Origin of the sequence: Amycolatopsis sp. FBCC-B4732 (assembly GCF_023008405.1) — a bacterium.
Lineage (GTDB): Bacteria > Actinomycetota > Actinomycetes > Mycobacteriales > Pseudonocardiaceae > Amycolatopsis > Amycolatopsis pretoriensis_A.
The window spans coordinates 6,021,804-6,045,828 of the sequence record NZ_CP095376.1 but is presented as its reverse complement, the minus strand read 5'-3'; the positions used below and the strand labels follow the sequence as shown (position 1 = coordinate 6,045,828).

General features: G+C 71.4%; 19 protein-coding genes. 10 read left to right on the top strand and 9 right to left on the bottom strand.

The features are described 5' to 3' along the window. The first annotated feature begins 60 nt into the window (after positions 1-60). Together MUY14_RS26225 and MUY14_RS26220 are read left to right on the top strand one after the other, a co-directional pair. The gene (locus tag MUY14_RS26225; protein WP_247012825.1) at positions 61-9,222 is read left to right on the top strand and encodes a LamG-like jellyroll fold domain-containing protein; all 9,162 of its coding nucleotides are present in this window, start codon (positions 61-63) and stop codon (positions 9,220-9,222) included. Further along, the gene (locus MUY14_RS26220) at positions 9,219-9,605 is read left to right on the top strand and encodes a hypothetical protein (protein ID WP_247012823.1); all 387 of its coding nucleotides are present in this window, start codon (positions 9,219-9,221) and stop codon (positions 9,603-9,605) included. Before MUY14_RS26225 ends, MUY14_RS26220 begins: the two co-directional genes overlap by 4 nt. A gap of 1 nt (position 9,606) precedes the next feature. Here the strand turns inward: MUY14_RS26220 and MUY14_RS26215 are convergent, their stop codons facing one another. Further along, complete coding sequence (locus tag MUY14_RS26215; protein WP_247012821.1) at positions 9,607-10,269, bottom strand: peptidylprolyl isomerase; 663 nt, start codon at positions 10,267-10,269, stop codon at positions 9,607-9,609. A 26-nt stretch (positions 10,270-10,295) separates the two neighbouring features. Then, complete coding sequence (locus MUY14_RS26210) at positions 10,296-10,553, bottom strand: DUF2631 domain-containing protein (protein WP_247012819.1); 258 nt, start codon at positions 10,551-10,553, stop codon at positions 10,296-10,298. A 269-nt stretch (positions 10,554-10,822) separates the two neighbouring features. On the opposite strand from MUY14_RS26210, the gene dxr reads away from it, so the two are divergent. From dxr to ispG, 3 genes are all read left to right on the top strand, one after another. Further along, positions 10,823-12,025, top strand: coding sequence for a 1-deoxy-D-xylulose-5-phosphate reductoisomerase (dxr, locus tag MUY14_RS26205; protein WP_247012817.1), 1,203 nt, complete (start codon positions 10,823-10,825; stop codon positions 12,023-12,025). A gap of 2 nt (positions 12,026-12,027) precedes the next feature. Beyond that, on the top strand, positions 12,028-13,248 hold the full coding sequence (locus MUY14_RS26200; RefSeq protein WP_247012815.1) for an RIP metalloprotease: 1,221 nt from the start codon (positions 12,028-12,030) through the stop codon (positions 13,246-13,248). 132 nt (positions 13,249-13,380) lie between these two features. Then, complete coding sequence (gene ispG / locus MUY14_RS26195; RefSeq protein WP_247025242.1) at positions 13,381-14,514, top strand: flavodoxin-dependent (E)-4-hydroxy-3-methylbut-2-enyl-diphosphate synthase; 1,134 nt, start codon at positions 13,381-13,383, stop codon at positions 14,512-14,514. Positions 14,515-14,532: 18 nt separating this feature from the next. Here the strand turns inward: ispG and MUY14_RS26190 are convergent, their stop codons facing one another. Then, positions 14,533-14,787, bottom strand: a complete 255-nt coding sequence (locus tag MUY14_RS26190; protein WP_003057586.1) for a hypothetical protein — start codon at positions 14,785-14,787, stop codon at positions 14,533-14,535. 83 nt (positions 14,788-14,870) lie between these two features. Here MUY14_RS26190 and MUY14_RS26185 point away from each other — a divergent pair, with 83 nt between their 5' ends. Then, positions 14,871-15,677: an AraC family transcriptional regulator gene (locus MUY14_RS26185; protein WP_247012813.1), complete on the top strand. Its 807-nt coding sequence runs from the start codon at positions 14,871-14,873 to the stop codon at positions 15,675-15,677. Continuing rightward, the gene (locus tag MUY14_RS26180; protein WP_247012812.1) at positions 15,674-16,066 is read left to right on the top strand and encodes a VOC family protein; all 393 of its coding nucleotides are present in this window, start codon (positions 15,674-15,676) and stop codon (positions 16,064-16,066) included. Before MUY14_RS26185 ends, MUY14_RS26180 begins: the two co-directional genes overlap by 4 nt. 57 nt (positions 16,067-16,123) lie before the next feature. Here the strand turns inward: MUY14_RS26180 and MUY14_RS26175 are convergent, their stop codons facing one another. Further along, positions 16,124-16,330 (bottom strand): DUF4177 domain-containing protein, encoded by a 207-nt coding sequence (locus tag MUY14_RS26175; RefSeq protein ID WP_247012809.1) that lies wholly within the window; start codon positions 16,328-16,330, stop codon positions 16,124-16,126. A gap of 100 nt (positions 16,331-16,430) precedes the next feature. Between MUY14_RS26175 and MUY14_RS26170 the strand changes: the two genes are divergently transcribed. From MUY14_RS26170 to map, 3 genes are all read left to right on the top strand, one after another. Beyond that, complete coding sequence (locus tag MUY14_RS26170) at positions 16,431-17,285, top strand: GNAT family N-acetyltransferase (protein ID WP_247012807.1); 855 nt, start codon at positions 16,431-16,433, stop codon at positions 17,283-17,285. A gap of 61 nt (positions 17,286-17,346) precedes the next feature. After that, the gene (locus MUY14_RS26165; RefSeq protein ID WP_247012805.1) at positions 17,347-19,140 is read left to right on the top strand and encodes a penicillin-binding transpeptidase domain-containing protein; all 1,794 of its coding nucleotides are present in this window, start codon (positions 17,347-17,349) and stop codon (positions 19,138-19,140) included. Positions 19,141-19,163: 23 nt separating this feature from the next. Then, a complete protein-coding gene (map, locus tag MUY14_RS26160; RefSeq protein WP_247012803.1) occupies positions 19,164-20,021 on the top strand; it encodes a type I methionyl aminopeptidase in 858 nt (285 codons plus the stop codon). A gap of 1 nt (position 20,022) precedes the next feature. Here the strand turns inward: map and MUY14_RS26155 are convergent, their stop codons facing one another. From MUY14_RS26155 to MUY14_RS26135, 5 genes are all read right to left on the bottom strand, one after another. Then, the gene (locus MUY14_RS26155; protein ID WP_247012801.1) at positions 20,023-20,826 is read right to left on the bottom strand and encodes an ABC transporter permease; all 804 of its coding nucleotides are present in this window, start codon (positions 20,824-20,826) and stop codon (positions 20,023-20,025) included. Next, entirely contained in the window at positions 20,826-21,782 is a 957-nt protein-coding gene (locus tag MUY14_RS26150) for an ATP-binding cassette domain-containing protein (RefSeq protein ID WP_247012799.1), read from the bottom strand. The genes MUY14_RS26155 and MUY14_RS26150 overlap by 1 nt, the downstream gene beginning before the upstream one ends. A gap of 26 nt (positions 21,783-21,808) precedes the next feature. Further along, entirely contained in the window at positions 21,809-22,651 is an 843-nt protein-coding gene (locus tag MUY14_RS26145) for a DUF4097 family beta strand repeat-containing protein (RefSeq protein WP_247012797.1), read from the bottom strand. A 69-nt stretch (positions 22,652-22,720) separates the two neighbouring features. Then, positions 22,721-23,209 carry a hypothetical protein gene (locus MUY14_RS26140; RefSeq protein ID WP_247012795.1) on the bottom strand — a complete coding sequence of 163 codons (489 nt, stop codon included), beginning with the start codon at positions 23,207-23,209 and terminating at the stop codon, positions 22,721-22,723. Positions 23,210-23,300: 91 nt separating this feature from the next. Then, a complete protein-coding gene (locus MUY14_RS26135) occupies positions 23,301-23,984 on the bottom strand; it encodes a FadR/GntR family transcriptional regulator (RefSeq protein ID WP_247012793.1) in 684 nt (227 codons plus the stop codon). Positions 23,985-24,025 lie beyond the last annotated feature (41 nt).

The window sequence follows — 24,025 nt, the reverse complement described above, 5'->3', positions numbered from 1 at the left end:
AGGCCCGCCCGGCCGTCCCCTTGCCGTGCAGCCGTTCGACCGATGAGGGCGGGATTCCCCATGTTTTCTCCACGACGCAAGACCGGGCACGCCAGCCGGGCCGGGTTGCTGGTCCTCGTCGTCGCGCTGACGGCGGGAATCGTCGGGCCGTCGATCCCGCCCGGGCCGGACGCCGGCGCCAACCTGCTGCAGCAGGCCATGGCGCTCGCCCCGAAGCAACTGCCGGGGACGGCGGGGGAGCAGGGGGACGACCCGGCCGGGGCGGCCAACACCGCCGGGCCGAAGTCGCTGCAGTCGAAGTACCCCGCGGTGGCCGCCGGTGAAGCGAAGGTCACCGCGAACGCCGTGCAGGTCGGGAGCGCGCCCGCGCACGTGACCGGGTTCGACGAGAAGACCAGCCGGGAGCTGCCGGACCGGCGCACCGCCACGGACAGGACCTACGCCAACACCGACGGCACCCTCACCACGGAGTTCGGCGAGGAGCCGATCAACTTCCGCGCGCCGGACGGCAGCTTCCAGCCGATCGACACGGCGATCGTGCCCGCGGGCACCGGCTGGTCCAACGCGGCCGACGCCGAGCGGATCACCTTCGCCGCCAAGGCCGCCGGGAACGACCTCGTCCGGGTGTCCCTGGACGGCGACCACGAATTCGGTTACGGCGTGGGCGGTGCCGTGCCGTCGGCCGGTGCCGTCTCCGGCAGCCGCATCGTCTACCCGGGCGTGCGGGCCGGTGCCGACCTCCGGCTCGACGTGGTGCCCGGTGGTGTCAAGGAAACGCTCGTCCTGAACTCGCCGGAGGCCGCGGCGACGTGGGACTTCCCGTTGCGGCTGAAGGGGCTCCGGCCGTCCCTTGTGGACGGTCGGATCTCGCTCACCGACCCGGCCGGGCGCGAGCGCGCCCGGATCCCCGCCGGGTTCATGACCGACTCCCGGCGTGATCCCGCGACCGGCGACCCCGCCCGGTCCGAAGGCGTGACCTACGAACTGCTGGAAAACGCCGGCGCGTTCGTGCTCCGTGTCAAGCTGGACCCGAACTGGCTCAAGGACTCCGCGCGCGTCTATCCGGTGGAGGTCGACCCCAGCGTCGAAACCACCGCGTCCGACGGCGGCGCCGTGTTCCAGGGCGGTTCCCGGCTCGACGGCTCGACGGAGCTCCGGATCGGCACGACCGGGTCCGTCAAGGCCGCGAGCTACCTGTCCTTCAGCGGCGTGGAAAGCCGGCTGCGCAACCACAAGATCCTCGGTGCCCAGCTCACGCTGAAGAGCACCTGGTCATGGTCCTGCCAGCCGCGTCCGGTCACCGTGCACGGCGTCACCGCGCCGTGGACCACCGCGTCCGGGTTCCCCGGGCCCGCCTTCGGTCCCGCGCTCGCCCAGGAATCCTTCGCCCACGGGTACATCGGCCTCCAGCAGCACGCTTCGAGCTGCCCGTCGGCGACCGAGCTGATCCCGCTCGGCACCGGCGGCCGCGACCTCGTGCAGCGCTGGGTGACCGGTGCGCAGGCCAACTACGGCCTCGCGGTCCGCGCTTCGGAAACCGATCCCTACGGCTGGAAGAAGTTCACCGGCAACCGGACGGCGAACCCGCCGCGCCTGTTCGTCACGCACACCGCCTACGACGCCGAATACCGCGTCGACCGCGGCGTTCCCCAGCCGCCGGTGACCCGCACGCAGGCCGGCAAGGTCAAGATCACCGTCACCAACCGCGGCGCCGACACCTGGACCGCCGCGGACTTCGCGCTCGGCTACCGCGCTTTCACCGCCGCCGGCGCCCCGGTCGGTGCGGTCGAAGCCGCGTCCCTGCCGAACGACGTGCCGCGCGGTGCTTCGGTGACGCTCGACGCGACGATCAAGGCCATCGAGCCCGGCCAGTACCTGTTCGACTTCAGCATGCTGCGCCGCGGCGGGGCCTGGTTCACCGACGAGCAGATCCCGCCGACGCGCCTGTCGATGACCGTGTTCGACGTCCCGCCGATCGTCAAGGCGCAGTACCCGCCGAACGGCTTCTCGGCGCCCACGCTCACCCCGCAGCTCTGGGCCGACGCGGTCGACGTCGACGCCCCGGTGTCCTCGACCCTCAAGTACCGCTTCGAAGTCTGCGAAAAGTACGTCGCCAAGCCGGACGGCACGCTGACCGGGGTGTCCTGTGTGGACTCCGGCTACGTGACCAAGCGGACCTGGACCGTGCCGGTCGGCGCGCTGCGCTGGAGCAAGGACTACCAGTGGCGCGTGTTCGCCTACGACGGGAATTCGGAGAGCGAAAAGCTCACGCCGAGCCACCTCCTGACGGCGGTCCCGCAGCCGGAGATCACGTCGCACCTGGCGAACGCGCCCTACAGCGGCGCGCAGCGCGACTTCGACCCGCAGACCGGGAACTACTTCTCGAGCGCGGTGGACGCGGCGCTGCAGGTGACCGGGCCGGAACTGACCGTCGCCCGCACCTACAACAGCCTCGACCCGCGCACCGACCTCGCCTTCGGCGCCGGCTGGGCGACGCGCTACGACATGCGCGTCCTGCCCGACAACGACGGTTCGGGCAACGTCGTCGTGACCTACCCGGACGGCCAGCAGGTCCGGTTCGGCCGCAACAGCGACGGCACGTTCGCGCCGCCGCCCGGCCGGCAGGCGAACTTCCGGATCGAACCGGAAGCCGCGGGTGGCGGCTGGGTGCTGACCGACAAGGCGGCCACGCTCTACCGCTTCCGCCCCGACGGCCGGCTCATCGAGAGCTACGACCAGGCCGGGCACCACGTCCAGCTGGACTACGGCACGCCGGAGCACCTCAGCCGGGCGATCAGCCTGACCAGCGACCGGATCCTGTACTTCAAGTGGACCGGCAACCACGTCACGTCGGTGAGCACCGACCCGATCGACGGCAAGCAGCTCACCTGGACCTACACCTACGACGGCGACCGGCTGACGAAGGTGTGCGACCCCGACAACGGGTGCACCGGCTACGACTACACCGCGGGTTCGCACTACCGCAGCTCCGTCGTCGACGCCCGCCCGTCGTCGTTCTGGCGCTTCGGCGAGACGTCCGGGACCACGGCGGCCAGCGAGAACGGGCTCAAGCTCGGCAAGGACGCCGGGACCTACAAGGACGTCACCCTCGGTCAGCCGGGGCCGCTGACCGGCACCGGGACCGCGGCGACGTTCAACGGCACCTCGTCGGTGGTGACGCTGCCGGACGGCACGGTGCGCAAGAACCGTGACCTGGCGATCGAAATGTGGTTCAAGACCGCGACCGGCGGCCCGCTCTTCGGCTACCAGAAGGCACCGATCAGCGGCACGCCCACCGGCGCGGTGCCGGTGCTGTACGTCGGCACGGACGGCAAGCTGCGCGGCCAGTTCTGGAACGGCGGCGCGGCCCCGATCACGTCGGCGGCGGCGGTCAACGACAACGCCTGGCACCACGTGGTGCTCTCCGGCGCGCTCGCGACCCAGACGCTCTACCTCGACGGCAAGGCGGTCGGCACCGCGCAGGGCGAGATCGCGCACGACGACGTCGTCTACAACCAGATCGGCGCCGCGTACACGGTCCCGCCGTCGGCGTGGCCGGCCTGGGGCACGGACGCGCGCCGGTTCTTCTCCGGCCAGATCGCCGAAGCGGCGTTCTACGAGTACGCCGTCGGCCCGACGACCGCGGCCGCGCACTACCAGGCGCGTGCGGCGGCCAGCTCGCTCACGAAGATCACGCTGCCGAGCGGCCGCGTCGCCGCGCAGCTGAGCTACGACACCACGGCCGACCGCCTCGCCGAGGTCGTCGACCGCAACGGCGGCCACTGGCGCCTCGGCCGTCCTGTCGTCACCGGCACCGAGAGCAACCTCGTGCGCACGACGCAGGTCACCGACCCCGGGAACCGCCCGCACTTCTACGACTACGACCCGGTGCGCGGCCGCATCCTGCGCTACATCGCCCCGCTGGGCCAGGGCATCCGCCCGGAGGACCGCCGCGACGGAGACGGCAACCCGCTGCCACCGGAGAACCCGACCTGTGATCCGTCGGCACCCCAGGACCCGACCGACCCGTCGTACTGCGGCGGCCCGGTCGGCGGCGACGGCACGTGGGTCGGCGGCCCGGTCAACGGCCAGGGCGTCCGCACCTACGACTACGACGACAAGGGCTTCCAGACCACGATCGGCGACGAGCTCGGCAACACCGTCGTCCTGACCAACGACGAGCGCGGCAACGTGATCGCGCGCAAGACGTGCCGCGTGGCCCCGGGCGACTGCCAGACGTCGTACTCGACGTACTACCTCAACGCGGCCGACGTGACGGACCCGCGCAACGACAAGCTCCTGTCCACCCGCGACCCCCGTTCGGCGAACGCGGACGACCCGGCGTACGCGACGACGTACACGTACACGGACCTGGGCGTCCGGGGCCTCCTGGCCACCGAGACCACCCCGGACGGCGGCGTGACCCGCCACCAGTACGCGAACGGCACGGAAGCGGCGGTGGGCGGCGGCAACGTCCCGGCGGGCCTGCTGCTGCAGACGACCGACCCGCGCAACGGCGTCACGGCGTACTCGTACTACAGGAACGGCGACCTGGCGAAGGTCGTGGATCCGGCCGGTTTGGTAACGGCGTACACGTACGACGTCTTCGGCCGGAAGAAGGCGGAAACGCGAAGCAGCGCTTCGGATCCGGCCGGGGTGACGACGACGTACGCCTACGACAACCTTTCCCGCCGCACGGCGGTGACGTCCGCGGGCGTGGCGAACGCGATCACCGGCGTGACCCACACCGCGCAGGTGCTGACCGGGTACGACGCGGACGGGAACGTCGTCCGCACCGAGGAGAAGGACCTGACCGGCGGTGACCCGAGCCGGGTGACCACCACCGATTACGACGACCTCGGCCGCCCGAGCCGGGAGACCGATCCCGAAGGCGCCACGACGTCGCACGGCTTCGACGTGTTCGGCAACGAGATCTGGCGGGTCGACGCCGCCGGTACCAAGTACGAGTTCGGCTACACCGCGCGCAACATGGTCGCCGAGGTCCGCCTGCGGGCGTGGCACGGTCAGCCGGTCGACCCCGGCTCCGGTGGCGGCGACAGCGACGGCGGCGACAGTTCGGCCTACCCGACGCTGGTCCTCGCCTCCTACGCCTACGACCTCGCGGGCCGGCGGGTCCGGGAGACCGACTCGATGGGCCGGACCACCCGGTACCAGTACTTCGGCGACGGCAAGGTCCGGAAGGTCGTCGCCCACGACGTGCGCGACCCGTTCAACCCGGCCGCGCCGAAACGCGACGTGGTCCTCCAGGAGTTCACCTACGACGCGGCGGGCGAGGTGGTCAAGACCGTCGAGCCGGGTGGCCGGGTGACGGCGTACGAGTACGACGCGGCGGGTCGCGGCACGGCGGAGACGGCCGACCCCGCCGGCCTGGCGAACCGGCAGGAGTGGACGTACGGCCCCGGCGGCGACGTCGTCAAGTTGGTCCGAAGTGGACAGAGCTCGAACAGCACCCGGCTCGACCTGGGGACGCGCCAGACCATCGAGTACGGCTACGACGTCGCGGGGCGGCAGACCAGCCAGTCGATCACCAAGAGCACGTCGGAGAAGCTCACCACCACCTACGCCTACACCGAAAGCGGCCTCGTCAAGGCGGTGACCGCGCCGCGTGGCAACGCGCCAGGGGCGAACCCGGCCGACTTCACCACCGAACTGGGCTACGACAAGCTGGGGCGCGCGACCACCGTCACCCTGCCCGCCGCACCGGTGGAGAGCGGCGGCGCGCCGGCGAAGACGGTCCGGCCGCAGGCGGCCACCGGCTACGACGCGTTCGGTGAGCCGACGGACGAGCGCGACCAAAACGGCAACGTCCGCACCACGGCCTACGACCGCGACGGCCGGGCGACCCGGGTGGCCACCGCCGACTACCGAGCACCGGGCGCCGCCACCTCGGCACGTCCGGTCACGCAGCGCCAGTACGACGCACTGGGCAACGTCATCGCCGAGACGGACCCGCTCGGCGGGGTCACCCGCTACCGCTACGACCAGCTCAACCGGCTGGCCGAGCGCGTCGACCCCGATCCGGACGCGGGGGACCGGCCGGGTGGGGTGTGGCAGTACGGCTACACCACCGCGGGCGAGCTCAGTTCGGTGACCGACCCGACGGGCTCGCGGATCCAGGGCACCTACGACGATCTGGGCCGCCTGGTGACCGCGACGCAGCTGGAACGGCGGCCGACGCCGGCCGCGAACACCACCAAGCTGCGGTACGACGACGCGGGCAACGTTCTCAGTCGCACGTCGGCGGCCGGTGACGTGACGAAGTACAGCTACGACGTGCTCGGCCGGCGGATCACCACCACCGATCCCGCCGGGATCATCAGCCAGGCCGGGTACGACAACGCGGGGCGCCGGGTCCGGCAGTCCGACGGCCACGGCCGCACCGGCTACCTAGCCTACGACCCCGCCGGCCGGCCCACCGGCTTCTACAGCCTTTCGCCGGACGAACGCATCCTTCGCAAGAGTTCGGTCGCCTACGACGCCGACGGGCACCAAGTGTCCGTGACCGACGCCATGGGCCGCACCACGCGGTTCGGCTACGACAACCGCGGGTTGCTCACCCAGCAGCAGGAACCCGTGTCCGCCACGGCGACGATCACGACTTCCTTCGGCTACGACGCGATCGGCAACCGCACCCGGGTGACCGATGGCCGGGGCAACGTCACCACCACGACGTACAACACGCTGGGGCTGCCCGAATCGGTGATCGAGCCGGCGACCCAGGCGCAGCCGGCCGCCGCCGACCGCACGCGGACGACGGCGTACGACCTCGCGGGCCGGCCGACCGCGCTGAGCGCCCCGGGTGGTGTCACCCGCCAGCGGACGTTCGACGCGCTGGGCCGCGCGACGCACGAGACCGGGGCCGGGGCGGCTGTGCCGACGGCCGACCGCACCCAGCGGTTCGACCTGGCGGGCCGCTTGCTCGCGGTGAACTCGCCGAACGGTGACAAGACGTTCACCTACGACGACCGCGGTGATCTGCTCACCAGCACGGGGCCGGTGTCCGGGACGTCGGCCTACGCCTACGACGCGGACGGGCGGCTGACCCAGCGCACCGACGGCTCCGGGACGGCGACCTTCGGCTACACCCAGGGCAGGTTGACGAGCCAGCGCGACGGGTTGACCGGCGTCACCCAGACGATCGGGTACGACGACGCCGGCAAGGTCGCGAGCGTCGGCTACGGCCAGGGCCGCGGGCGCACCTACACCTACGACGACTTCGGCCGGCTCGCCACGGACGCCGTCAAGGGATCGGATGGTGCGTCCCTCGCTTCGCTCGCCTACAGCTACGACCTCGACGACCGGCTGACCGGCAAGAAGACGACCGGCGTCGCCGGGGCGGGCGACAACACGTACGGCTACGACCAGGCCGGGCGGCTGACGTCGTGGACGAGCGGTGCCGGCACCGTCGCTTACGAGTGGGACGCGGCCGGCAACCGGACGAGCGCCGGCGGCCGGACCGCGACGTTCGACGAGCGGAACCGGCAGCTGACCGACGGGGCCGACACGTTCGCCTGGAGCCCGCGCGGAACGCTCGAGTCACGGACCGGGCCGGCCGGCACCGTGCAGTCGAGCTTCGACGCCTTCGACCGTCTGGTCGGCCAAGGCGGCGTCAGCTACGGCTACGACGGCTTGGACCGCACGTCGACCCGCGACGGCCAGACGTTCGGGTACGACGGCACCAGCCTCGACCTGACCTCGGACGGCGCGTCGACGTTCGCGCGGGGCGTGTCAGGCGGTCTGCTCGCGCAGCGTCCGGGCGGCGGTGCGGCCCAGCTGGCGCTGACCGACCGGCACTCCGACGTGATCGGCGGTCTCGACCCGGCGACCGGCGCCCTGTCCGGGTCGGCGTCGTACGACCCGTTCGGCACGAAGACCGGGTCGAGCGGTGCCACGTCCGCGCTGGGCTTCCAGTCGGACTACGCGGACCCGGCCTCCGGCTCGGTCGACATGGGGGCCCGCTGGTACTCGCCGTCGAACGCCGCGTTCTCCCGGCGCGACGACGTCCGGCTGCCGTCGATGCCCTCGGCCGGGGCGAACCGGTACGGCTACAACGGCGGGGATCCCCTGGGCGGCGTCGACCCGGACGGCCATTGCGGCCTGGCGGCCGCCATCTGCGCGGGCGCCCCGTTCGGGCCCCCGGGCTGGGTGGTCGGCGCGGTCGCGACCGCCGGCGTCTTCCTCTACATCTGGATCAACTCCGACGACATGGAGGAGGCGTTCGACGACCGCCCGAGCGGCGGCGGTTACGAGGCGGCACCGCCGAGGTACGGCTACTACGCCGACATGACGAGTGACCGCTCGTGGAACCACTCGTACCGCGCGTACCCGCTCGGTTCGATCAAGTCCGGTACCTCCGGCGGCCGAGGCGGCCACGCCGGCCACCGCGGCCCGATCGTCCACCGGCCGCCGATGCCGCCGCCTCCGCCGCCCGGCATCCGCGCCCGCGCCCAGGCGCAGCTCAAGGCGAGGACGGTCGCCGACCCGATCCCGGGCGCGGCACTGGCCCCGTCGATCGCGGGCGGGGTCGTGTCCTCCTCGGCCAGCGTGCCGGCGATGGTGGTGGCGTCGTCGACGGACGACGTCCAGGACGGGAACGACGTCTACGAGCAGGCCAAGAAGTCGGTCCTCGACCCGAGCAAGCCGGTGGTCCAGGACGCGGCCGATCCGGTCGCGTCGGAACTCGGTGTCGTGGCCGGGGCGGAGGCGGCGGCCGAAGACCAGCCGTGCGGGACGACCTGCCCGGACGGTGACGGCTACCTGTACCGGGGCGTCCCGGTGTATCACTACAGGTATCTCGACGCGTTGCAGGGCCGTGCCGTGCCGCGTGGCGGAAACAAGACGTTGGAAGAGCACGTGGCCTCCGACAAGCACACGAACAGCGACTACACGTCCTGGACGCACGATTATGAGGACATGGCGCGGGAGGCGGCCGAGGACGAAAGTCCGGAAGGGGGGATCGTGCTGAGGATCCGCGAAGAGGATGTGCCCGCCGATCGGAACTTCCCGACCCACCTGCATCCGGAGGTCGAGAAGTACCCGGGCGAAATGGAGCACACCTTGAAGGGGGTCATCGACGGCGCGGAGATCAGCATGGACCGGGGGCCGTGGTACCGGCCCGAGCCCGTCGAAGGTGAGATCGAGGATCCGAGGCCTGAGCACCTCAGGACGCCTCGATGGGAACGCGGGCCGGGTGCCGAATGACCGCCGGTTCGGACAGGGAGCGGCTGACCGGTCTTCTCTCCGCGCTGAAAGCGGCGGAGATCCCGGCGCTGGCCCTCGATGCGCTGGCGGCTGGAGCCGATTGCGAGATCGAGGGCCCGGTAGGGCTGGCGCGCATGAAGTCGTTGTTCGCGCGGCGGGAGCGCAATTCCCGCAACGCTGGCCAGCCCTCGATCGGGTTCGCGGAAGGTGTCCGCGCGCTGGAGGCTTATGACGGGCCCCACTGCGTCATCGCCTACATCAACGATCAACCTCGAGGCGGCTACTTCTTCCAGTTGTTCCTGACCCCGGATGTGTCCGGGGTGATCACGTGTTTCGGTGTCAAGCCGGTACCGCGAAAGGAAGCACCCGCGGAAAGCGAGTGACCTACCGGCCGAGCGTGGCCCGCTGGATCTTCACCGGTTTCGCCGGTGCCCCGTCCAGCGGCCCGTTCGGGTCGGTCGGGATGATCCCGTCCGCCACCATGTGATCAATGGCCGACATCCCCCGCACCACAGTCCCCAGCACCGAGTAATTCGCCGGGATGTTCGCGAACGAATGCACGATGAAGAACTCCGACCCGTTCGTCCCCGGCCCCTGGTTCCCCATGGCGACAGTCCCGCGCGGGTAAGTCTCGGCACCCGAAACCTCATCCGGGAACTTGTACCCCGGCCCGCCCTTCTCGACCTCGTAGATGTCCCCGCACTGGAGCACACCCAACCGCGAAGAGTTCGAAAGCCGCCAGCACTGAGACCGGTCGTAGAACCGCTGGGCGATCAGCGAAACCATGTTGTGCACCGCACACGGCGCTGCCCCGGCGCGGTTCAGCCGGACCGTCACCGGCCCGTAGTTGAACCGGAACGTCACATCGACAGTCCCGCGCGTCAACGCAAAGGGCAGCGGACGCACCACCGGACGAGCCGCCGGGTTGTCCGGGGTCGGTGTGAACGTGCACCGGACCACCGGCGCCGAAGCAGCCGAAGCCGGAGCGGCGGGCACCACGAGGGCACCCAGGACAGCGACGACGGCCAAACCCCAGCGCAGCTTCATGGCCGGAGACGTTAGCGAAAAACGGACTACTTGCGCCAGGCCGTGCGGCGCTTGCGGATGTCCAGCACGAGCAGCAGGATCAGGAACAGCGACAGGCCCACGAGCCACACGTTCTCGGTGTTGTTCTCGTGGTTGCCCTTGATCATCACCAGCAGGATGATCGCGCTGACCCAGCCGGCGATGCGGGTGGCCTTCGGGAACGTGCCGTGCCAGCCCCAGGCCGCGGACGGCTCGTCGCGGGGGTCGACCTCGGGCCGCCTCTTCTCGACCGCCTTGCCTGCCACGATGAACTCCTCAAGACCCGTGAACCTCGTACGCGCCGATGATCCCACACCTCCGGGTGCGCCGCGGACACGGCCCGCGTGGCGCCGCACACCCGGCGCCGCCGCGATCGGAGCACCTCCGGGTGCGTCGCGCCGCCGCGAGAGGTGCGCTCGGCGAGGACCGCTTCGCCGCCGCGCTCGCGCCGCAGAACGTCGCGGCGCCCGCCCAGGTCCGCGCCACCGAACCTCCGGGTGCGCCGCGGACACGGGCCGCGCGACAATGGCCCGCGATGACTACCTCGCGAAGCGTTCTCGTGCTCGGCTCGACCGGGTCCATCGGTGTGCAGGCCCTCGACGTCGCGGCCCGCAACCCGCACCTGTTCCGGGTGGCCGGGATCGCCGCGGGTGGGGCGGATCCGGCCGCGCTCGCCGCGCAAGCGCTCGCCCACGGGGTCGAGGCCGTCGCCGTGACCAAGGCCACCGCCGCCGAAGACGTGCAGCTCGCGCTGTACGCCGAAGCGCAGCAGCGCGGCTACTCCCGGGGCGAGTTCAAGCTGCCGCGGCTCTTCGCGGGCTCCGACGCCGTCACCGAGCTGATCGACGCCGTCGAGGTCGACACCGTCCTCAACGCCCTGCCCGGCTCTCGCGGCCTCGAGCCCACGCTCAGAGCGCTCGCCACCGGCGCCACCCTCGCGCTCGCGAACAAGGAGTCGCTGATCGCCGGCGGGCCGCTGGTGCTCGCCGCGGCCAAGCCGGGGCAGCTGGTGCCCGTCGACTCCGAGCACTCCGCCATCGCCCAGGCCCTGCGCGCCGGGCGCAAGGAAGAGGTCGCGCGGCTCGTGCTCACCGCGTCCGGCGGTCCCTTCCGCGGCCGCAAGCGCGCCGAGCTGGCCGGGGTCACCGTCGAGCAGGCGATGGCGCACCCGACCTGGTCCATGGGCCCGCTCATCACGATCAACTCCGCCACCCTGGTCAACAAGGGCCTGGAGCTGATCGAGGCGGCCCTGCTGTTCGACATCGAGCCGGCGCGGATCGACGTCACCGTGCACCCGCAGTCGATCGTGCACTCGATGGTGACCTTCGCCGACGGCTCGACGATCGCCCAGGCCAGCCCGCCCGACATGCGGCTGCCGATCGCGCTCGCCCTGCACTGGCCCGACCGCGTTCCCGCCGCCGCACCGGCCTGTACCTGGGACAAGGCCGCGACCTGGACGTTCGAACCGCTCGACGACGAGGCCTTCCCAGCCGTCGAGCTGGCCCGGCACTGCGGCACCGTGGGCGGCTGCCTGCCCGCCGTCTACAACGCCGCGAACGAGGAGCTCGTGTCCGCTTTCCTGGCGCAGAACACCAGCTTCACGTCGATAGTGGACACTGTTTCCGAGGTGGTGGGAGCCGCCGACGAGTGGCGTCGCGAACCGCGCGACGTCGACGACGTTCTCGCCGCCGAGCGCTGGGCTCGCGCGCGGGCCGGTTCGATCATCGAGGGGAAGTAGCGGTGTCCTACATCATCGGCGTGGTGCTGTTCGCGCTGGGGATCTGCATCTCGGTCGCGCTGCACGAGGCCGGGCACATGGTCACCGCGAAGGCCTTCGGCATGAAGGTCCGCCGGTACTTCGTGGGCTTCGGGCCCACGGTGTTCTCCTGGCGTCGCGGCGAGACCGAGTACGGCCTCAAGTGGATCCCGCTGGGCGGGTTCTGCGACATCGCCGGCATGACCGCGCTCGACGAGGTGACGCCGGACGAGGCGCCGCGCGCGATGTGGCGGTTCAAGACCTGGAAGCGCACCGTCGTGATGTCGGCGGGGTCGATCACCCACTTCATCCTGGGCTTCGTGGTGCTCTACCTGATGGCCGTGACGATGGGCCTGCCGAACCTCACACCGCCCCCGGCGGTGCTGTCGGCCACGTCGTGCGCCCAGTCGATCACGACGGAAGAGCAGGCCAAGGCGCAGGCGCAGAACCCCACCTGCGCCGCGGGCGCGCTCACCCCGGCCAGGACGGCCGGTCTCCTGGCGGGTGACAAGATCCTGTCCGTCGGCGGGAAGCCGATCGCGAGCTGGGACGAGATGCTCACCGCGGTCCAGGCCACCAGCGGCCCGACCGCGTTCGAGGTGCAGCGCGGTGAGCAGCGGCTTTCGCTCACCGTCGACGTGCCGAAGGTGCAGCGCTGGACCGCCGAAGGCGTCAAAGAGGTCGGCATGATCGGTGCTTCGCCGCAGAAGTCCTCGGCGACCACGCAGTACGGCCCGGTCGCCGCGGTCGGCGCCACGTTCAGCTTCACCGGCACGATGTTCGCCGAGACGGCGCAGCGGCTCGTCGAGTTCCCGGAGCGCATCCCCGCCGTGGTCACCGCGATCTTCGGCGGCGAGCGCGACCCGAACACCCCGGTCAGCGTCGTCGGCGCGAGCCGGATCGGCGGCGAGGCCGTCGAGCGGGGCATCTGGGTGTTGTTCTTCTTCCTGCTGGCCAGCCTGAACTTCTTCATCGGCGTGTTCAACCTGCTGCCGCTGCTGCCGCTCGACGGCGGGCACATCGCGGTGGTCTGGTACGAGCGCGTCCGCGACTGGATCCGCGCCCGGCGCGGCAAGACGGCGGGCGGCCCGGTCGACTACACGCGGTTGTCCGGGATCACCATGGTCCTCGTGCTCATCGGCGGTGCCGTGACACTACTCACGGTGACGGCGGACATCGTCAACCCGATTCGAATCGGGCAGTAGCCGCCACGGAGGGGTTCCGGCCCCTCCCTGGCGGGTCGCACAGGCCGTAATGCTGCTCACCGTGACGGTTGACATGGTGAAGGTGGCCCGGTCGGGGTAGGTACGCTGGAAAGCGTGACCGTCGCACTCGGTATGCCCGCCCTGCCCCCGCCCGTCCTCTCCGAGCGCCGCAAGACCCGCCAGCTCCAGGTGGGCGCGGTCGGCGTCGGCAGCGACTTCCCGATCTCCGTCCAGTCGATGACGACGACGCTCACCTCCGACGTCAACGCCACCCTGCAGCAGATCGCCGAGCTGACCGCCGCAGGCTGCGACATCGTCCGCGTCGCGTGCCCGTCGGCCGACGACGCCGAGGCGCTGCCCGCGATCGCGAAGAAGTCGCAGATCCCGGTGATCGCCGACATCCACTTCCAGCCGAAGTACGTCTTCGCGGCGATCGAGGCCGGCTGCGCGGCCGTGCGCGTGAACCCGGGCAACATCCGGAAGTTCGACGACCAGGTCAAGGAGATCGCGCAAGCCGCGAAGGACCACGGCACGCCGATCCGGATCGGCGTCAACGCCGGCTCGCTCGACAAGCGGATCATGGACAAGTACGGCAAGGCGACGCCGGAAGCGCTGGCCGAGTCGGCGCTCTGGGAGGCGTCGCTGTTCGCCGAGCACGACTTCCACGACATCAAGATCTCGGTGAAGCACAACGACCCGGTGGTCATGGTGCGCGCCTACGAGCTGCTGGCCGAGCAGTGCGACTACCCGCTGCACCTCGGCGTCACCGAGGCCGGCCCGGCGTTCCAGGGCACCATCAAGTCGGCCGTCGCGTTCGGCGCGCTGCTGCGCCAGGGCATCGGCGACACCATCCGGGTTTCGCTGTCCGCGCCGCCGGTCGAAGAGGTCAAGGTCGGCATCCAGATCCTGCAGTCGCTGAACCTCAAGCAGCGCAAGCTGGAGATCGTGTCCTGCCCGTCGTGCGGGCGCGCGCAGGTGGACGTCTACACGCTCGCCGAGCAGGTCACGGCCGGGCTCGAGGGCATGGAGATCCCGCTGCGCGTGGCCGTCATGGGCTGCGTCGTCAACGGCCCGGGCGAGGCCCGCGAGGCCGACCTGGGCGTCGCGTCCGGCAACGGCAAGGGCCAGATCTTCGTCAAGGGCGAGGTCATCAAGACCGTGCCCGAGCACGCCATCGTCGAGACGCTGATCGAAGAAGCTATGCGCATCGCCGAGGAGGCCGGGGAGTCCCTCGGCCAGGGCGAGCCCGTGGTCACCGCCGGCTGAGTCTGGCCTGGGGGAGCGTCAGCCCTGCAGGTGGTGCTGAGCGGCGTCCCGGATCTGCAGGCGGACGTTCTCGAGCGCGGCCGCCACTTCGTCGATCTGCTGCGAAGCCAGCTGGATGGCGCCCTGGATCGCGGTCGCGGTGGACGTCTCCCCGAGCAGGCCGAGCACCTGGGCCTGCAGGTCTTCGAGGTCGCTCTTGGTTGCGAGCGCGATGCCGGTCGGCACCTGGTCGGCGAGCAGCTCCAGCTGCTGCGCCTGCTCCTGGATCGTCATCGGTGGTTCCTTCCGCGGTGGGGGACGCACCCTCCGTGTTAGCAGAACCGGAACTGTCGGTGGTGACGTTTACGCTGGCATTCGTGACCGTGACCTGGGCTGTTCACGAGCCGCACCCCGTGGTGCGGTCCCTGGTCACGCGCTACGTCGGGTACCGGCAGGACGAGGTGACGCTGCCGGTCCACCGCGGCCTGCCGTCCCGGCACGTGACGTTGGTCATCAGCCTCGCCGGGCCGGTCCGGATGGCCGGGCACAGCCTGCGGGCGCTGATCGGCGGGCTGCACACGAACGCGGTCCTGATCCGGCAGGACCGCGTGCAGGAGGGCCTGCAGCTGGAGCTCGACCCGCTGGGCGTGCGCACCCTCTTCGGCGTCACGGCGGCGGAGCTGAGCGGCGAGGTGGCCGACCTCGCCGGCTTCGGCCTCGGCTCGCTGCCGGACCGGCTGCGGGAGCTGCCGACCTGGCCGCAGCGGTTCGCGCTGCTCGACGACGTCCTGGCCGCCCGGGCCGTCGAGCCGGTGGCGCCGCCGCCCGAGCTGGGGGAGGCGTGGCGACGGCTGCGGGGTTCCGACGGGCGGGTGCGCGTCGGCGACCTCGCCGGTGAGGTCGGCTGGAGCCGCCGCCACCTGGGGGAGCGGTTCCGCGCGGAGCTGGGCCTGGCACCGAAGCAGGCGGCGCGGGTCCTGCGGTTCGAGCGGGCCGGGCGGCTGCTGCGCCGGGGCCGCACGGACCTGGCCGCGCTGGCGGTGGAGTGCGGCTACTACGACCAGGCGCACCTGAGCAACGAGTGGCGCGCGCTGGCCGGGTGCACGCCGGGCACGTGGATCGCCGAGGAGCTCCCGTTCCTCCAAGACCAGGAGGGGGCCGCCGGGCAAGACTCGCGAGCATGACTCCTGAACCGAACGTCTGGCCCGCTCTCCGGTACGACGACGCCCCGGCCGCGGTCCGGTTCCTCGTCGACGTCCTGGGCTTCACCGAGGCACTGGTGGTGCCCGAAGGCGACCTGATCGCGCACGCCGAACTGCGCTGGCCCGAGGGTGGCGCGGTGATGCTGGGCAGCGTCCGCGGCCCGGACGGCGTCCACGACGCGATGAAGCCGGGTACGGGCGCGGTCTACGTCGTCTCGGACGAGGTGGACGAGATCCACGCGCGGGTGCGGGCCGCCGGCGCGGAGATCACGGCCGCCCTGACCGACACCGAGTACGGCTCGCACACGTTCAGCCTCCGCGACCCGGAGGGCAACTCCTGGACGATCGGCACCTACCGCGGCGCGGCCTGAAGCTCGTGAACGACTCGTTCACGAGCTTCAGGCGACATGAACGAGTCGTTCACGCCATCAGTCCACCGGCCTCTCGAAGGTGACCAGCAGGCCCTCGACCCCGCCGGGCCCGACCCGGCCCTTCACCTCCGCCGAGGTGATCGCCTTGAGCTGCCACCCGTCGGCCGCGTGGTCGTTGAGCAGCTTCTCGAGCTTGCCGCCCGACATCTTGCCGCCGAGCAGCTTCTCGCGGACCTCGACGACCTTGTACGTGTACCGCTGCATACGTCCGATTCTGCCCGCGGAACGCGAACCGGGCTGTTCATCTCAGCGTGTCGACGACCTCGCGTTCCGTTTACCGGCCGAATCTGGCACCCTGGACATCGTGTTGCGGCTTGCAGGTGCACGGCTGCTCGATGATCGGGACTATCCGGCGGTCCGTGCCGCGCTCGCCGCCGACCCGGTGGGCAGCTGCATGGTCAGCGCCCGGGTCGAGGCTGCCGGTCTCGATCCGTGGCGGCTCGGTGGTGAGCTTTGGGCCGCCGACAGCCGCCCGGTTCGCGCCGGGCGGCTCCAAGGGCTGTGCTTCTCCGGGCCGAACCTCATCCCGCTGCGCGGCAACGCGCCCGCGTTGCGGTCCTTCGCCGATCGCGCGCTGCGAAGACAACGCACGTGCTCGTCCCTCGTCGGCCCGGCCGAGCAGGTGCTCGGGCTCTGGGACGAGCTGGAAGACGAGTGGGGCCCGGCCCGCGAGGTCCGGGACGACCAGCCGCTGATGGCGCTCGACGCCATGCCGCTCGTGGCCGCCGACCCCCTCGTGCGGCCGGTCCGGCCGGACGAGCTCGAGCGGTACCTGCCCGCGGCCGTTTCGATGTTCATCGAGGAGGTCGGCGTCGACCCGCGCAGCGGCGACGGCGGCGCCAGCTACCGCGCCCGTGTCACGGAGCTGATCGGCGCCGGGCGCGCGTTCGCCCGGTTCGAAAACGGCGAAGTCGTCTTCAAGGCCGAGATCGGCGCCATGTCGGCGACGGTCGGGCAGATCCAGGGTGTCTGGGTGCACCCGGAACGCCGCGGCAGCGGGCTCGGCACCGCCGGCACGGCCGCGGTCGTCAACCGGCTCGTCCGCGGACTGGGCCGCACCGCGAGCCTGTACGTCAACGCGTTCAACACCCCCGCCCTCGCGGCCTACCGCAAGATCGGGTTCCAGCAGGTCGGCCAGTACGCGACGGTGCTGTTCTAGCCACTCTTCCGTGGCGGCGTTTCAGCCCGGCGGACACCCGCTGACCAGGCATTATCCCGCCATGAGTGCACGTCGACGCCGCGGTGTGCTCGCGGTGCTGCTGCTCGCCGCCGCGACCACGGCCGGGTGCTCGGGCGACGGTCCCGAGGACGCCCTCTCCGCCTTCCTGGACGCCGTCGCGTCCGGGGACATCGCCGCCGCCGCGGCGAACACCGACTCACCCGACGCCGCGAAGACCGTGCTCAGCCAGGTCCGCGGCGTGCTCGATCCCGAGTCGCTCGACGTCGACGACGAAGAGGTGAAACAGCCGGACGGCGACGTCGTCACGGCCGGCTACCGGCTGACCTGGCACCTGCCGCACGGCCGCAGCTGGTCCTACCGCGCCGACGCGCAGCTGCGCGCGGCCGAGAACGGCTGGCAGGTGCACTGGCAGCCGACCGTCGTGCACCCGCAGCTGGCCGTCGGCCAGACCCTCGGCTTGCTGCCCCAGCTGCCGGAGACCGCGCCGGTCCTCGACCGCGACGGCGTGCCGCTGATGCGCCCGCAGACCGTGATCGGCGTGGTCGTCGACCCGCAGAAGGCCGGCGACCCGAGCGCCGTCGCCGGGACGCTCGCCAAGGCCCTGCACCGGTACGAGCCGTCGGTCACCGGCCGCTCGGTGCTGGACGGGATGAGCAAGACCAAGCCCGGCGACGCCTACCCGGTGATCAGCCTGCGTGCCGGCGACTACCAGCGGGTCAGGCCGGTGATCTACGACCTGCCCGGCGTCCGCTTCGCCAGCCAGGAGCGGCTGCTGCCGGTGACCCGCGGGTCCGGGCAGCAGGTCCTGCCGGGCATCCGCGCGCTGGTCGAGCAGGAGCTGGCCGGGGCGGCGGGCTGGCGGATCGTCACCCGGGACGTCACCGGCGGCGAGTCGGCCGAGCTCAAGGCCGAGCCGCCGCGGCCCGCGCCCGCCGTGACCAGCACGCTCAGCGCGCGGATCCAGGTCGCCGCCGAGAAGGCCCTCGAGACCGAGGAGTACCCGGCCGCGCTGGTGGCGATCCAGCCGTCGAGCGGCGACATCCTCGCCGTGGCGCAGAACGCCGCCGCCGACGGCGAAGGCTCGCTGGCGCTGGCCGGGCGCTACCCGCCGGGGTCGACGTTCAAGATCGTGACGGCGGCGGCCGCGCTGTCGACCGGCGACGTCGACGCCGAAAGCCCGGTCGACTGCCCCGGCACCACGACGATCGAAAACCGGGTCGTGCCGAACGAAGGCCGCTTCGACCTGGGCCGGGTCCCGCTGAAGACGGCGTTCGCGCGGTCCTGCAACACGACCTTCGCCCGGCTCGCCGCGGGCCTGCCTGCCTCGGCGCTCACCGACACCGCCCGCTCGTTCGGGCTCGGCGCGGACTTCGTCGTGCCCGGCCTGACCACGGTCACCGGCGCCGTCCCGGCCAGCGACTCGGCCGTCCAGCGCGCCGAAAACGGCTTCGGCCAGGGCACGGTGGTGACCAGCCCGTTCGGCATGGCGCTGGCCGCGGCGACCGTGCAGGCCGGGAAGGTGCCGACGCCGTCGCTGGTGAAGGGGATGCCGGCGAGCACGAAGAACGTCGGCGACGCGCCTTCGCAGGACGTCCTCGACGCGCTGCGCGGGATGATGCGCGAGGTCGTCACCGCGGGGACGGCGACCGGCCTGCGGGACATCCCCGACGTCGCGGGCAAGACCGGCACCGCCCAGTTCGGCGACGGCTCCCGCTCGCACGGCTGGTTCGTCGGCTACCGCGGCGACCTGGCGTTCGCCGTGCTGCTGACCGAGGCGGGCTCGTCGAAACCCGCGGTGCAGGCGGCCCACCGGTTCCTGGCGGGGATCGGCTGAGCGGGCCGTCGTAAAGTGGGGGCATGTCCGTTCGTGCCCCGCTGGTTCCCGGCGTCCAGACGCCGCGCCGTGACGTCCCCAGTTCCATCGCCCGTCCCGAGTACGTGGACAAGCCGGCGCCGAAGCGGGACACCGGCAACGGCGTGCGCACGCCCGAGGTGATCGAGGCGATGCGGATCGCGAGCCGGATCGCGGCGCAGGCGCTGGAAGAGGGTGGCAAGGCGGTCAAGCCGGGCGCCACCACCGACGACATCGACAAGGTGGTGCACGAGTTCGTCCTCGACCACCACGCCTACCCCTCGACGCTGGGCTACCGCCACTTCCCGAAGTCGTGCTGCACCTCGCTCAACGAGGTCATCTGCCACGGCATCCCGGACTCGACGGTGATCGAGGACGGCGACATCTGCAACATCGACGTCACCGCCTACATCGGCGGCGTCCACGGCGACACGAACGGGACGTTCCTGGCCGGCGACGTCTCCGAGGAGGCCCGCCTGCTGGTGGAGCGCACCCGCGAGGCGACGATGCGGGCGATCAAGGCGGTCCGGCCGGGCCGCCAGCTGAACGTCATCGGCCGGGTCATCGAGTCCTACGCCAAGCGCTTCGGCTACGGCGTGGTCCGCGACTTCACCGGCCACGGCGTCGGCCCCGCGTTCCACACGCCGCCGACGGTCCTGCACTACGAAGAGCCCTCCGTCGACACGATCATCGAGGAGGGCATGACCTTCACGATCGAGCCGATGATCACGCTGGGCACCATCGACTACGACATCTGGCCCGACGACTGGACCGTCACCACGAAGGACAAGAAGTGGACGGCCCAGTTCGAGCACACCCTCGTGGTGACGGCCGACGGCAGCGAGATCCTCACGCTGCCGTGAGTCAGTGGCTCGTGGCCTTCTTGTAGCAGCGCACCGAAAGCGGCACGAAGATCGCCAGCAGCACCGCGATCCACAGCACCGAAGCCAGCACCGCGTGCTGCATCGGCCAGACGTCGTGCACCGGCATCGACGCGCTCGTGTTGCCGAACAGCTCCCGCGCCGCCTGCGTGATCGCCGAGACCGGGTTCCAGTCCGCGATCACCCGCAGGGGGGTGGGCAGGCGGCCGCTGTCGACGAACGTGTTGGCCAGGAACGTGAGCGGGAAGATCGCCACGCTCGAGACGTTGTTGAACACCTCGGGCTTGCGCACGGCCAGGCCGAGCGTCCCCATCACCCACGAAAGCGCGTAGGCGAAGGCGAGCAGCAGGACGACGCCGCCGAGCGCTTCGAGCGGACCGGTGTGGATGCGCCAGCCGACGAGCAAGCCCACGATCCCCATGATGAGCAGGCTCGTCACGTTGAGGATCAGATCCGCCGTGGTCCGTCCGATCAGCACCGCGGCCGGGGACATCGGCAGCGATCTGAATCGGTCGATGATGCCCTTCTGCAGGTCGTCGGTCAGCCCGTAGCCGGTGACGATGCTGCCCATCGCCACCGCGAGGGTGAAGATCCCCGGGAGCATGAACTCGCGGTACGACATGCCGGGGATGTCGATCACGCTGCCGAACACGTAGCCGAAGAGCAGCACGAACATCACCGGCATGAACACGATGGACCCGAGCAGGTCCAGCGACCGGACGATCTTGATCGAGTTGCGCTTGGCGACGGTCACGCCGTCGGTGACGGCCATCTGCACCGCGTTCATCACACGGCCTCCTTCGCGGTCTCGGCCACGTCGTGGCCCGTCAGAGTGAGGAAAACGTCGTCGAGGGTGGGGCGGCGGACACCGACGTCGCGGACGTCGACGCCGTCGGCGGCGAGCAGGGCGAGGGCTTCGGTAAGCGCTTTCGCGCCGTGGGTCACGGGCACGGTGAGCCGGAACGCCTCGGCCTGCGGCTCCCCGCTGGCCAGCCGCGCCAGCGCCCGCTGCGCGACTCCGACGTCGGCGTGCGTGCCGACGGTCAGCTCGATCCGCTCGCCGCCGACCAGGTCCTTGAGCTCGTCGGCGGTGCCGCGGGCGATCACGCGCCCGTGGTCGACGACGGCGATGCTGTCGGCCAGCCGGTCGGCCTCTTCGAGGTACTGAGTGGTCAGCAGCAGCGTGGTGCCGCCGGCGACCAGTTCGGTGATGACGTCCCACAGCTCGGTGCGGGCGCGCGGGTCGAGCCCGGTCGTGGGCTCGTCGAGGAACAGCACCGGCGGGTTGGCCACCAGCGCGCCGGCCAGGTCGAGCCGGCGCCGCATGCCGCCGGAGTAGCCCTTCACCGGCCGGTCGGCGGCGTCTTCGAGGCTGAACCGGGCCAGCAGTTCCCGGCCGCGGGCCTTGGCCCGCTTGGTGCCCAGGTGGTAGAGCCGCCCGACCATCTCGAGGTTCTCGGCCCCGGTCAGCTCCTGGTCGACGGCGGCGTACTGCCCCGACGCGCCGATGTGCGAACGCAGCTCGTGCGCGTCCTTCACGACGTCGAACCCGGCGACGGTCGCGCGGCCGGCGTCCGGCTTCTGCAGCGTCGTGAGGATCTGGACGGTGGTGGTCTTCCCGGCACCGTTCGGCCCGAGCACGCCGAGCACGGTGCCTTCCGGGACCCGCAGGTCCATCCCGTCGAGCGCGGTGACGGAGCCGTACTTCTTGACGAGCCCTTCGGCCACGATGGCGTCTGGCATGGTCTTCCCCTTGTCTGCGTGGAGTTTCAGGCCCGGCGGATGACGATGTCGCCGGTGTAGGTGTGGGCTTTGACCTCGACCGTTTCCGTGGTCCCGCCCGGCCCCTCGGACGGGGTGAGGGTGTTGCGCACGGAGCCGGTCAGGGAGTTGAGCTCGAGCCAGGCGGCGGTGCCTTCGCGGACGCCGACCTCGATCTCGCCGACCGCGGTCTCCAGGACGACGGCGTCGCGGATGACCTCGTTGATCCGGATGTCGCCGGACGCGGTCTTGGCGTGCACGGCCGCGTGGGCGAGGGAGACGAAGATGTCGCCGTTGGCGGTGCTGACCCGCAGGTCGCCGGTGACCTCGCCGATGCGGGTCTCGCCGTTGGAGTTCTTCAGCACGGCGGTGCCGTCGATCTCGCGGATCCGCAGCTCGCCGGAGCCGGTGTGGGCCTCGACGTGCCCGGTGGCCCGCTCGACGGTGACGTCGCCGGTGGCGGTGCTCGCCTCGAGCCGGGCGGCTTCGTCGACGTGGATGTCGCCGACCGAGGTCTTGATGCGGCTGTCGCCGACGTGACCGCTGACCCGGATGTCGCCCATGGCGGCCGTGGACCGCAGGCGCGAGCCGGCGGGCAGCTCGACCGTGATGTGCAGGGAGCCGCCCCGGCCCCACAGCTTGGTGGCGTACTTCGGGCCCTTGACCAGCAGCTCGCCGCTCGCGAACTCGACGCGGGTCTTGGCGACCGCCTTCACGTCTTCGGGTTCGGCCGGGTCGGCGGGTTCGACCTCGACGGTGGTTTCCGCGCGCTCGCCGGCGACGATCCGGATGTCGGCGATGCTGACGTCGAGCGTGGCCGAGATCGGCTCGGGGGTGGCGAAAACGGGCATGGCTGCGCCCTCCTGGGGTGCTCGGGTGGCGTCTCCGCAGGTCGGAGACGTGCAGGGAAGAGGGGTGGGTTACTGGACCCAGCCGGTGTACTTCTCGCCGAAGGCCGAACGGCGCTGGGTCTGGCTCTTGCCGGGCCGGAGTGCGGCGTTCGCGGCCCGGACGAGCCACGCGTTGGTCGAGAGCATTTCGCGGTTCGCCGCCTCTTCGACGCGCTGCTTGAGCGCTTCGGGCAGCCGGAGGTTGATCCGGGCCACGGCGCCGTCGTCGGTTTCCGGGGGCGCCGGCGGCGTTTCCTGGGGCGACGGCTCGGGAGCGGTCGGCAGCGCGACGGCGAATTCGGCTTCGCGGCGGCGCAGGCGGACTTCGACGGAACCGGGCGCGAGGTCGCGGGTGATCTCGTCGGCCGCCGCGGAAAGGGCGTCGAGCAGGGTGAGCCGGATCGCCGATTCGAGCGGCGCGGTGAGCCGCTCGGCGAGTGCGACGGCTTCCTCGCCCGCCGCTTCGGCGGCGACCGCGAGCTCCCGGCGGAGTTCGTCTACGAAGGGCGTCAGGTCCATGGCACAACTATGGCGCCACGGTGGTGCCATGACAACCCTGAACTGGCACCCTTAGGGGTCGATCGTGGTGCCAGCGTGGCGAATGTGCAGGTCAGGCGCTTTCGATGCGCTCCAGCAACTCGTCCAGGAACCCGCACGCCTCGGCGGCGGCCCGATCCGCGTCGCGGTCGGCGATGGCCCGGGCGAGCCCTTCGTGGCCGATCTCGGGCGCGTGCTCCGCGCCCGGCGTGATGCTGGACGTCGCCGCGACGCTGGCCGTGATGACCTCGGTAAGCCCGCGGTAGAGCTCGGTGAGCAGCCGGTTGTGGCCGGCGCGCACGACGGCGCAGTGGAACTCCGCGTCCGTGCGCGCGAAGTCCTCCCACCGCCCTTCTCGCAGCTCGGTCTCCCGGCGGGAGAGCACGGCCCACAGCTCGGCGACCTCTTCCTCGGTCCGCTCGGCGGCGGCCAGGCGCGCGCCTTCGACCTCCAAGGTGCGCCGGACCTGCAGGACCTCGCGCAGCTCCGACCCGCAGAGCCGCCGGATCGCGCCGGACACCTCGCTCGTGGCGCGCACGTACGTTCCGTCGCCCTGCCGGACCTCCAGCAGGCCGGTGTGGGCGAGCGCGCGCACGGCTTCGCGGACGGTGTTGCGTCCGACGCCGAGCTGGTCGACGAGCTCGGCCTCGGTGGGGATGCGTTCGCCGATGGGCCATTCGCCCTGCGTGACCGCGGTCCGCAGCTGGTCGATGACCTGGTCGACGAGGCCTGCTCGCCGGGTGGTGGCCAGAGGCACAGGATTATCCCTTCATCCAATCATCCTACGTATGCGATAGT

Coding starts and splice junctions, on each gene's coding strand:
- MUY14_RS26225 (WP_247012825.1), top strand. CDS start 61: ATGTTTTCTCCACGACGCAAGACCGGGCACGCCAGCCGGGCCGGGTTG.
- MUY14_RS26220 (WP_247012823.1), top strand. CDS start 9,219: ATGACCGCCGGTTCGGACAGGGAGCGGCTGACCGGTCTTCTCTCCGCG.
- MUY14_RS26215 (WP_247012821.1), bottom strand. CDS start 10,269: ATGAAGCTGCGCTGGGGTTTGGCCGTCGTCGCTGTCCTGGGTGCCCTC.
- dxr (WP_247012817.1), top strand. CDS start 10,823: ATGACTACCTCGCGAAGCGTTCTCGTGCTCGGCTCGACCGGGTCCATC.
- ispG (WP_247025242.1), top strand. CDS start 13,381: ATGCCCGCCCTGCCCCCGCCCGTCCTCTCCGAGCGCCGCAAGACCCGC.
- MUY14_RS26190 (WP_003057586.1), bottom strand. CDS start 14,787: ATGACGATCCAGGAGCAGGCGCAGCAGCTGGAGCTGCTCGCCGACCAG.
- MUY14_RS26180 (WP_247012812.1), top strand. CDS start 15,674: ATGACTCCTGAACCGAACGTCTGGCCCGCTCTCCGGTACGACGACGCC.
- MUY14_RS26175 (WP_247012809.1), bottom strand. CDS start 16,330: ATGCAGCGGTACACGTACAAGGTCGTCGAGGTCCGCGAGAAGCTGCTC.
- MUY14_RS26165 (WP_247012805.1), top strand. CDS start 17,347: ATGAGTGCACGTCGACGCCGCGGTGTGCTCGCGGTGCTGCTGCTCGCC.
- map (WP_247012803.1), top strand. CDS start 19,164: ATGTCCGTTCGTGCCCCGCTGGTTCCCGGCGTCCAGACGCCGCGCCGT.
- MUY14_RS26155 (WP_247012801.1), bottom strand. CDS start 20,826: ATGAACGCGGTGCAGATGGCCGTCACCGACGGCGTGACCGTCGCCAAG.
- MUY14_RS26150 (WP_247012799.1), bottom strand. CDS start 21,782: ATGCCAGACGCCATCGTGGCCGAAGGGCTCGTCAAGAAGTACGGCTCC.
- MUY14_RS26145 (WP_247012797.1), bottom strand. CDS start 22,651: ATGCCCGTTTTCGCCACCCCCGAGCCGATCTCGGCCACGCTCGACGTC.
- MUY14_RS26140 (WP_247012795.1), bottom strand. CDS start 23,209: ATGGACCTGACGCCCTTCGTAGACGAACTCCGCCGGGAGCTCGCGGTC.